Below are 7,800 nucleotides of genomic sequence, written 5' to 3' on the forward strand. Positions count from 1 at the left end.
CTGCATCCCCGCCGCCGGCCGCCGCTGCTTCCGCGGCCGCCGCCGCGCCCCAGACGACACCCACGGGTGATCAGACGGCGGACGAGGCCTTCACGTCCCGCGTGAAGACGCTGGAGGAGCAGGTCGTCGACCTGAAGGAGAAGATCTACCGCTCCAAGGCGCGCCTGCTGCTGCTCCAGGAGTCGGTGATGGGCGGCGAGCTGTCCACCGGCGCCCGCGCGGTGCTGGTGCACAAGAACGAGATGGGCAACGCGTTCCAGCTGGAGTCGGTGGTGTACGCGCTGGACGGCGCGCCCATCTTCACCCAGGTGGACACGCAGGGAGACCTGAACCGGCACCAGTCGCTGGAGGTCTTCAACGGCCGCATCGTGCCGGGCCAGCACCAGCTCGCCGTGCGCCTGGTCTACCGGGGCAGCGGCTACGGCGTGTTCAGCTACCTGGAAGGCTACAAGTTCAAGGTGCAATCCAGTTACACCTTCAACGCGGAGTCCGGAAAGGTCACCACGGTGAACGTGGTGGGCGTGGAGAAGGGCGGCCTCACCACGGACCTCAAGGACCGGCCTGCGGTGCGCTACGACATCGAAGTGGCCAAGGACACGCGCGCGAACCGGCCTCCGGGTCCGGGGGCTGCCACGGACGGCGCTCCGCCCGCCGCTCCGGCCACCACCTCCAGCGAGCCGAAGTAGGAGCGGACGGCCGTGACCGCGACGCTGCACGCCCTGGCCCTCGCGCTGTCCCTCGGGGCCGCGCCCGCTCCGGCGCCCCAGGCCTCCAAGCCGGGAGCCCCGCTGCCGCCCATGCCCGCCTCGCTGAGCTCGCGCGCGGCGCCGGTGGAGGCGGTGGAGGCGCAGCTGCGCGCCGCGGAGCAGTCCCTGCGCTTCGTGGAGACGCAGTTCACCGAGCGCCCCGAGCCCAGCAGCACCGACTCGCAGCTCAAGCGCTTCTCCGAGGGCGAGGTCTACTCGCTCCTGGGGGACTGGGCCGCCGCGTCCGTCCTCTTCTACGACCTGGTGAGCGACCCGGAGTTCAAGGCGAACCCGCGCTACCCGGAGGCGGTCTTCTACCTGGCGGACGCGCTCTACCAGCAGAAGAACGACATTGGCGCGCGGGTGTACCTGCGCGACGTGCTGTCGCTGCCCCTGACGCCGCAGCGCTACAAGGAGGCCGTGAGCCGCTACCTCGCGGTGGCGGGACGGCTCCAGCAGTTCGAGGGCATCGACGCGTACGTGGAGAAGGCGCGGCAGCTGTCGGGCGGCGTGCTGGCGCCGGACATCGCCTACGTGCACGCGCGCGGCACCTTCAAGCGCATGGATTTGACGCCGGAGGAGCACCAGCAGCGCTCGCGCGCGCTGTTCGCCCCGCTGGCGCAGACGCCCGGCGCCTTCCGCGTGCAGGCCATCTACCACCTGGGCGTGCTGAGCGTGCAGAGCGGGGACTACCCGGCCGCCATCGCGCAGTTCCAGCGCATCGTGGGCAGCGGGCCGGACGCCGTGGTGTCCACGGGCATCGCGGAGGCGGAGGCCCAGCGCTTCCGTGAGCTCGCGTACCTGTCGTTGGGCCGGCTGATGTACGAGACGGGCCGCTTCGACGAGGCCCTGGACCACTACGGCCAGATTCCGCGCGAGAGCGAGCGCTTCCCGGAGTCGCTGCTGGAGGTCGCGTGGACGTACGTGCGCAAGCAGGACTTCACGCAGGCGAAGAACGCCACGGACATCCTGCTGCTCGTCGCGCCGGACTCGCAGCTCGCGCCCGAGGGACGCATCCTCCAGGGGCACCTGCTCCAGAAGCTGCGCCAGTACGACGAGGCGCTGGAGACGTATGACGGCGTGGCCAACATGTTCCGGCCCGCGCGCGACAAGGTGGACGCGCTCCTGCGCGTGAACCAGGACCCGGTCGCGTACTTCGACAACCTGCTCGCGCGCAACGAGCGCTCGCTGGACGTGAGCACGCTGTTGCCCCCGCTGGCGCTGAAGTACGCGTCCACGCAGAAGGAGGTCGCGGACGCGGTGCGGATGGTGGGCGACCTGGACAGCGGCCGTCAGGGCGCGGGCGAGGCGAAGGCCATCGCGGAGCGCATCCTGGAGGCGCTGGACGCGCGCGGCCTGGAGGCCTTCCCGGAGCTGCAGGAAGGCTACGTCCGCACGGAGGCCGCCGACACCGCGCTCACCGCCGTGGAGCAGGCCCTGGTGCAGGCGGAAGCCGGGCTGGTGGAGGAGAAGCTGACGCCCGCCGAGCGCGAGAAGCTGCTCGTCGCCCAGGGCGCGCGCGAGGCCCAGCGGCTGCGCTTCGAGGCGCTGCCCACCACCAACAAGGAGCTGGAGGAGCGCCGCGCGCGCATGCAGGCGAAGGTGGACGCGGTGGACCGCGAGGCCTTCCGCGTGGGCTATGAGCTGCAGAGCCTTCACGCCAACGCCGCCGCCATCCGCAAGTGGGTGGAGGACACGCGCGAGGAGCGGCAGGCGGACCCGGCGGAGGAGCGCGAGTTCCTGGTGCAGCTCCAGGCGGAGATCGCCACGCTGCGGGATTTGCAGGCGGAGTTGGATCGCACCCGCGCCCGGCTCGCCAGCGAGCGCCAGTCCACGGACACGTCGCTGGAGGGCGAGGCCGCCATCCGCGCCCGCTATGCCGCCGCGCTCCAGCAGGAGCACGGCATCCTGCGCGCCGGTGAAGGCCGGCTGTCCGGCGAGGACACCCGCGTGTTGCTCCGCATGCACGCGGTGCGCTCGCGCATCGACTCGCTGCGCGGCCGCGTGGCGGTGGCGCGGGTGGCGCTGCGCTCGCGGTTGGAGCTGCGCGTGAAGTCCATCCGCGACAAGGTGCGCGTGGAGCAGGCGCTGCTCCAGGGCTACGAGCAGGAGGTGGCCGCCGCGTCCGGTGACGCCCGCAACCTGGTGGGCCGCATTGCCTACGAGAGCTTCCGCCGCGTGCGGCAGCAGTTCTACGACCTGGTGCTCAAGGCCGACACCGGCACGGTGGACGTGGCCTTCAGCCGCACGCAGGACAACGCGTCGACCATCCAGAAGGTCGCCAAGGAGAAGGCGGACGCACTGCGGGCGCTGGATTCGGAGTTCAAGGACATCCTGACGTCGGAAGGGGGGGACTGAAGAAGCCATGCGCCGCCCTGCCCTCGCCCTCTTCCTGGCCCTCGCGCCGCTGGCCGCCCACGCCGCGAAGGCCAAGACTCCCAGTCAGGCCGCGAAGAAGGCCACCGCGCCTTCAGCGCCCGCGAAATCCCAACCCGCGCCCGCGGCAACGCCCGCGCCCACCTCGCGCTACCTGGACGGCCTGGGCCACACGCCGGAACAGGAGAAGCTGCTGCGCGACGTGAGCCGCGCGCTGGAGGCGTACGAAGCGGAGTCGCGCGACTTCCACCGCGAGGTGAAGCAGCTCATCGAGCGGCGCTACCAGCAGAAGCGTTCGGGGCTCAACAGCGCCTACGAGAAGACGCTCACCGCGCTGGAGTCGCAGGAGCGCACGCAGCGGCTGGACGCCATCGCCCGCTTCGAGGACTTCCTGCGCCGCTACCCGGACGAGCCCCGCGCCACGCCGGACGTGATGTTCCGCCTGGCGGAGCTCTACTACGAGCGCTCCGCGGACGAGCACCAGCTGGCGCGCAAGGACTACGCGGAGCGCGTGCGCACGCTGTCCGACGAGCAGATGATGGACCTGCCGCCGGAGCCGGAGGTGGACTTCACGCCGTCCATCGGCCTGTACCGCACGCTGCTCGCGCGCTTCCCGGACTACAAGCTCAACGACGGCTCGCTGTACCTGCTGGCGTACTGCCTCAACGAGCAGCACAAGGACGAGGAGAGCCTCGCCACCTACCAGCAGCTCACCACGCGCTACCCGAAGAGCCGCTTCGCCACCGACGCGTGGACGCGCATTGGCGAGTACTGGTTCGAGGACGAGTCCGACCCGGAGGCCCTGCGCAAGGCCGCGGACGCGTACACCGCCGCCACCCGCGACACGGAGCACCGGTTCTACGACAAGGCCCGCTACAAGCTGGCCTGGACGTACTACCGGATGGACTGGTTCGAGGAGTCCGTGGACAGCTTCCTGCTGCTCCTGGACCACTACCAGTCCCACCAGCAGTCCGGCAGCAAGGCGGATGAAGGCGACCTGCGCGCGGAGGCCATCCAGTACATCGCGCTGTCGCTGGCGGATGAGACGTGGGGCGGCGTGGCGAAGGCGCGCGACCTCTTCGCGAAGCGCGGCGGCCGGCCCTACGAAGCCGAGGTGTACCGGCGGCTGGGCAACGTCTACTTCGACCAGCTCCGCAACCCGGAGGCCATCGCCGCGTACCAGCAGGTGCTGACCACCGACCCGCTCACCACGGACGCGCCGCGTCTGCAGCAGCGCATCGTCCAGGCCTACGAGCGCGACCGGCGCATGGACCTGTACGCGCGGGAGTCGGAGAAGCTGGCCAACGACTACCTGCCCGGCGGCGCCTGGTACGAGAAGAACAAGGACGACCCGAACGCGCTGTCGCACGCGCAGACGCTCGCGGAGCAGAGCCTCTACTCCGCCGCCGCGTACCAGCATCAGCAGGCGCAGGCCTTCCAGAAGGAAGGCAAGGACGCGGAGGCGAAGGCCACCTACGCCGCCGCGGCGCGCGCGTACGGCACGTACCTGGAGCGCTTCCCGCGCAGCAAGACCGCGTACGCGATGCGCTTCTTCCACGCCGAGACCCTGTTCAACTCGGACGCGTACGGCCCGGCGGCGAAGGAGTACGAGGCCGTCCGCGACTCCAACCAGGACAACACCTACCGCCACGTGTCCGCGCACAACGCGGTGCTCGCCTGGAAGGCGCAGCTGGACGACGACGTGAAGGCGGGCCGCGTGCCGGAGCGCAAGCCGCTGCGCGCCAGCGAGCGGCCCAAGGACAGCCCGCACGCGCCCGTGGCCCTGGCCCCCACCGAGGCCGCGCTGGTGAAGGCCTCGGACGCCTACGTGGCGCTGCTGCCCGGGGAAGAGGTCACGCCGGGCATCGCGTACCAGGCCGCGGAGCTTTTCTACACGCACGACGACTTCGCCCAGGCCCGCCCCCGCTTCGAGCGCGTGGTGCAGGCCTACCCGCGCGACCCGGTGGCCGGCTACGCGACGAACCTCATCATCGAGTCCTTCCTCATCGACCAGGACTGGAAGAGCGTGGAGGAGGTCAGCGCGCGGCTCGCCAGCAACGCGCAGGTGGTGGCCCCCGACAGCGACCAGTACCGCGAGCTGATGAAGTTCAAGCTCGCCGGCCGCTTCAACCTGGCGGATCAGCTGGCCTCGCAGAAGCGCTACGACGAGGCGGCGAAGAAGTACCTCCAGCTGGTGGAGGAGGCCCCTCGCCACGAGTTCGCGGACAAGGCGCTCAACAACGCGGCGGTGGCGTACGAGGAACTGCGCCGCTTCGACTCCGCGATGAAGCTCTACGAGCGCATCTACCGCGACTATCCGAAGTCGCCGTGGGCGCACACCGCGCTGTTCCGCGTGGCCCTCAACGCGCAGAAGTCCTACGACTTCGACAAGGCCGTCACCAGCTACCAGAAGCTGGTGAAGGACTACCCGAAGGCCGAGGAGCGCGAGGCCGCGCTCTTCAACGCGGCGTCGCTGCTCGAAGGACAGCAGCGCTACACGGAGGCCGCGGCCGCCTTCCAGCGCTCCGTGGAGCTGTACCCCCACGGGAAGAGCGCGCCGGAGAACCAGTACCGCGCGGCCCGCATCCTGGAGAAGTCGGGCGACACGAGGGGCGAAATCCAGGCGCTGGAGGCCTTCGTCCGCAAGTTCGCCAGCAAGCCGGACCAGGTGGAGCTGGTGGTGGACGCGAAGCGCCGCCTGGGCGACGCGTGGAAGAAGCGCGGCAATGCGAAGGAAGCCCAGCGCGCGTACGCCGCCGCCGCGGATGACTTCGACCGCCGCAAGCTGAAGCCGGACACGCAGCCGCGCGCCGCGGAGGCCGCCGCCTACAGCCGCTTCCAGCTGGCCGAGCTGGAGTTCCAGCGCTTCGACGCGCTGAAGCTCAGCGGCTCCGGCAAGGCGCTGGAGAAGAGCTTCACCAAGAAGACCGAAGCCGTGAAGGCGGTGGATGCCGCGTACGCGAAGGTCCTGCCGTACAAGCAGCTGGAGTGGTCGCTGGCGTCATTCTACCGGCGCGGCTACGCCCTGGAGCGCTTCGCGGTCACGCTGCTGGAAGCGCCGGTGCCTCCGGAAGTGAAGCGCCTGGGGGATGACGCGGTGCTGACGTACCAGGACATGCTCACGCAGCGCACCGTGGCGCTGGAGGACCGCGCGGTGGAGAGCTACGCAGCCACGCTCAAGGAGGCGCGTAACAACCGCGTCTCCAACGAGTGGACGCGCCGCACGCTGGAATCCCTCAACCGTTTCCGCCCCAAGGAGTACCCCGTCCTCAAGGAGGCCCGGGGCGCGCTCGCGTCGGACGCGGTGTATCCGGACGGCCTGCTGGGCAGCCTCACCGCGCCGTCCACTCCCGCGCGCGTCGAGACGGCCCCGGCCACCCGGCTCACGGAAGGGGGCACGCCATGAACGCGGGCCGCAAGTTCGCGCTCACGGGGCTCGTGCTCTGGCTGTCCGCCTGCGCCTCCGGTCCGGAGACGCGCAAGGACTCGAAGCTCACCGGGCCGGAAGCCGGGCCCGCCACGGCCGTCAGCACCGCTCCCAAGCCCGAGGAGACGAAGCCCCAGCCCAAGGAAGCGGCGCCGGTCGCCAGGTCGCTCTCCGGCGCGGAGCGGGACTTCACCAGCGCGGTGGAGGTCGCCCGGCGCGGTGAGCTGACCATCGCGGAGACGGCGCTCAAGGCCCTCCTGGAGAAGTCCCCGAAGCTCGCGCCCGCGTGGACGAACCTGGGCATCGTGCAGGAGCGCCAGGGCCGCTTCCCGGACGCGGAGCGCTCCTACCGGCAGGCGCTGGTGCTGGACGCGGACCAGGAGGCCGCGTGGGACTGCCTGGTGCGGCTGGCCGCGCGCACGGGCCGCGCCGCGTCGCTGGAGGCGGAGCTGCGCGAGGCGCTGGCGAAGCAGGACTCGGTGGCGCGGCGCACGGCGCTGGCGCTGAACCTCCTGCTCCAGAAGAAGCACCCCGCCGCCGTCGCCGAGGCCCGCCGCGCGCTCCAGGTCAGCGAGCAGCACGTGCCCGCCATGCAGGTGCTCGCGCAGGTGTACGCGCGCGAGGGCAAGTACGAGCTGGCCTCCATGGTGCTGGGCAACGCGCTGGCCATCGACGCGCAGGACGCGGCCACCCTCAACGCCCTGGGCCTGGTGCACCTGGGCCTGAAGGAACGGCCCCAGGCGCTGGAGCGCTTCCGCCAGGCCGTCGCGCTCCGGCCGGACTTCGCCGAGGCGCGCAACAACCTGGGCACCCTGCTCAACGAGGGCGAGGACTACGCCGGCGCCCGCGGGGAGCTGGAGGCCTCGGTGAAGGCCGCGCCGGACTTCGCCGCCGCCCACCTCAACCTGGGCAACGCCTACCGCGGCGAGGGGGACTTCCCCCGCGCCCTGGCGGAGTACGAGCGCGTGCTCCAGCTCCAGCCGGACACCAAGGACGCGTACTTCAACCTGGGCCTTCTCCACCTGGACCTGGAGCCCGCCGGCATGGACGCCCTGGAGCGCCTGCAGAAGGCCGCGTCGTTCCTGGAGCAGTACAAGTCCAGGGGCGGCACCGACGAGCGCACCGCGCAGTACCTCAAGGACGCGCAGAAGGGCATCGACCGGGAGACCCGCCGCCGCGAGCGCGAGCGCAAGGAGGGCCTGAAGAAGTCCGCCGAAGCCGCCGCCCCCGCCAAGGGCCCTGTCTCTTATA

Annotated in this window: 4 protein-coding genes; all 4 read left to right on the forward strand. The window is 71.0% G+C overall.

All coding sequences use genetic code 11. The features are described from left to right. On the forward strand, positions 1 to 686 hold a 686-nt coding region (locus tag D7X55_RS31375; protein ID WP_121724988.1), incomplete at its 5' end, for a dihydrolipoamide acetyltransferase. A 12-nt stretch (positions 687 to 698) separates the two neighbouring features. After that, a complete protein-coding gene (locus D7X55_RS31380) occupies positions 699 to 3,104 on the forward strand; it encodes a tetratricopeptide repeat protein (RefSeq protein WP_121724989.1) in 2,406 nt (801 codons plus the stop codon). Positions 3,105 to 3,111: 7 nt separating this feature from the next. Continuing rightward, positions 3,112 to 6,528: a tetratricopeptide repeat protein gene (locus D7X55_RS31385; RefSeq protein ID WP_121724990.1), complete on the forward strand. Its 3,417-nt coding sequence runs from the start codon at positions 3,112 to 3,114 to the stop codon at positions 6,526 to 6,528. After that, on the forward strand, positions 6,525 to 7,800 hold a 1,276-nt coding region (locus D7X55_RS31390; protein WP_121724991.1), incomplete at its 3' end, for a tetratricopeptide repeat protein. The genes D7X55_RS31385 and D7X55_RS31390, both read left to right, overlap by 4 nt.

It is taken from the genome of Corallococcus sp. AB049A (assembly GCF_003668885.1).
Lineage (GTDB): Bacteria > Myxococcota > Myxococcia > Myxococcales > Myxococcaceae > Corallococcus > Corallococcus interemptor.

Bases quoted from the DNA above. Each gene is read 5' to 3' on its own strand.
- D7X55_RS31385 (WP_121724990.1), top strand. From the start codon at position 3,112: ATGCGCCGCCCTGCCCTCGCCCTCTTCCTGGCCCTCGCGCCGCTGGCC.